The sequence below is a fragment of the Clostridium sartagoforme genome, from assembly GCF_039521405.1.
GTDB lineage: Bacteria > Bacillota > Clostridia > Clostridiales > Clostridiaceae > Clostridium > Clostridium sartagoforme.
The window spans coordinates 1-1,594 of record NZ_BAAACH010000046.1 but is presented as its reverse complement, the minus strand read 5'-3'; the positions used below and the strand labels follow the sequence as shown (position 1 = coordinate 1,594).

General features: G+C 27.9%; 3 protein-coding genes. All 3 read right to left on the bottom strand.

What is annotated here, in order from left to right; translation table 11 throughout:
- Positions 1-32: 32 nt before the first annotated feature.
- Positions 33-209: a hypothetical protein gene (locus ABDZ60_RS18595; protein ID WP_265975972.1), complete on the bottom strand. Its 177-nt coding sequence runs from the start codon at positions 207-209 to the stop codon at positions 33-35.
- A gap of 23 nt (positions 210-232) precedes the next feature.
- The gene (locus tag ABDZ60_RS18590) at positions 233-628 is read right to left on the bottom strand and encodes a hypothetical protein (protein WP_343780247.1); all 396 of its coding nucleotides are present in this window, start codon (positions 626-628) and stop codon (positions 233-235) included.
- Between the two features lie 194 nt (positions 629-822).
- Positions 823-1,311 carry a hypothetical protein gene (locus ABDZ60_RS18585; protein ID WP_343780245.1) on the bottom strand — a complete coding sequence of 163 codons (489 nt, stop codon included), beginning with the start codon at positions 1,309-1,311 and terminating at the stop codon, positions 823-825.
- Positions 1,312-1,594 lie beyond the last annotated feature (283 nt).

The window sequence follows — 1,594 nt, the reverse complement described above, 5'->3', positions numbered from 1 at the left end:
TATTTTAAATAAAAATAAGTAATTTTATTACCCTATTCTTTTTTAGCTAATTCTAAAACTCTTTTAATAAACTCTTCCTGTGAAATTAAATCAAAATACTTTAATCTTATTAGCTCTTTTTCTTCTTCTGTACATTTCATACCTTCATGTTTTATATTGCCTGCTGCCATTTTAAAATATTTTTCAAATAATTCATTACTTTTTTCCATAAAACTCCTTTTATAAAATTATATTATTTTTTATTTTTATCTTCTTTAATTGCTGCTGAAAAATATAATGCTCCTTGTTTTCTTAACTCATTTTGAATACTTTCTCTATCTAACTTTAATAACTTTTCTAATAATATAACTACTCCCATTAAAGACATTGAATTATCTATACCAACTCTTGCTTCTAATGCAGCTAGTCTTTCTACACTTCTGTTTATTTGTTCTTCAGTTTTACTTATTCTATTATTAATTATTCTCTCTATATCTGTTTCTCTTAAAAGATCTTCTTGAGCTTCAGCTTGTATATATCGATTCATAGCTTCCTCATAAACTTCTTTTATAGTTATATTTTTCTTCTCAGCTATGCTTTTTACTTTCTCATGAATATGATTTGCCATTCTTACTTGTGTATCAGCCATATTTCCTCCTTGTATTCATATAAAACCATTTATAATCAATCATTCTAGCTTTATCGTATACAAATATAATAACATAAAACAAGTATTGTATGCAAAATAAATCCAGTTGTAACAACTGTTTCAGTTAGCTTGTATGCAACTGTTTATCCTGCACTACCGTGAACAATTGTGAAATGGTCCAATAACTCCTAAATTTACTTTGAAAAAATTTTAAAGAAACCTTTTTTCTCATTTCTTCTTTCTTCCATTTTCTCTCTTAGATCCTGGAGCTTATTATCTACTTCTTCAAAATGTTCTGATAAGTATAGCTGCTGATCTGACTTTTTCTGTTCTTCTTTTAAAAGGATCTGACTGTTTTCTATTAGCTTATGTAATTCTGCTATTTGCTTATCCTTTTCCTTAAGCTGATTTAATAAATTCTCAATCAACTCTTTATTCAAATTGAATAAACCTTCTTCATCTATTGAAATCTCTGCATTTACGTCATTCTCATTTTCTTTATTTTCAACTTCATTTTGAACCTTTAAACTTTCTTTAATCAAGTTGAATAAACCATCGTCAACCATTGATTTTCCTTGCTTTTTAATTATTCTATATTTATACTCTTTCAACTTAAGTTTATTATAAATTGTAGTTTTACTTACTCCTAATTGAATAGCAGTTTCTTCAACTGTCCTTAACATAGCATAAAACCTCGTTTCTATAAGATTAAACTACTTTAAAGTATTCTTTAAAAGTCTTGAAAATCCTTTAATTTACCATTCATCAATAATCTTAAATAACCTACTTTTTTTATTTAATATTAGTTAGCTTAAGTAACTCTTTATTAAATTTGAAAGTCTTTTTCTTAGGGAACCTGCATAGGTTCCCTCTGCTACGCATTCACCCTCCAAGCCTACCGCCTTCCATCGATAGGAACCGCTGCGACAAGCTCCGCGAACCCAATCGATTCCAGTTGGTCTATAA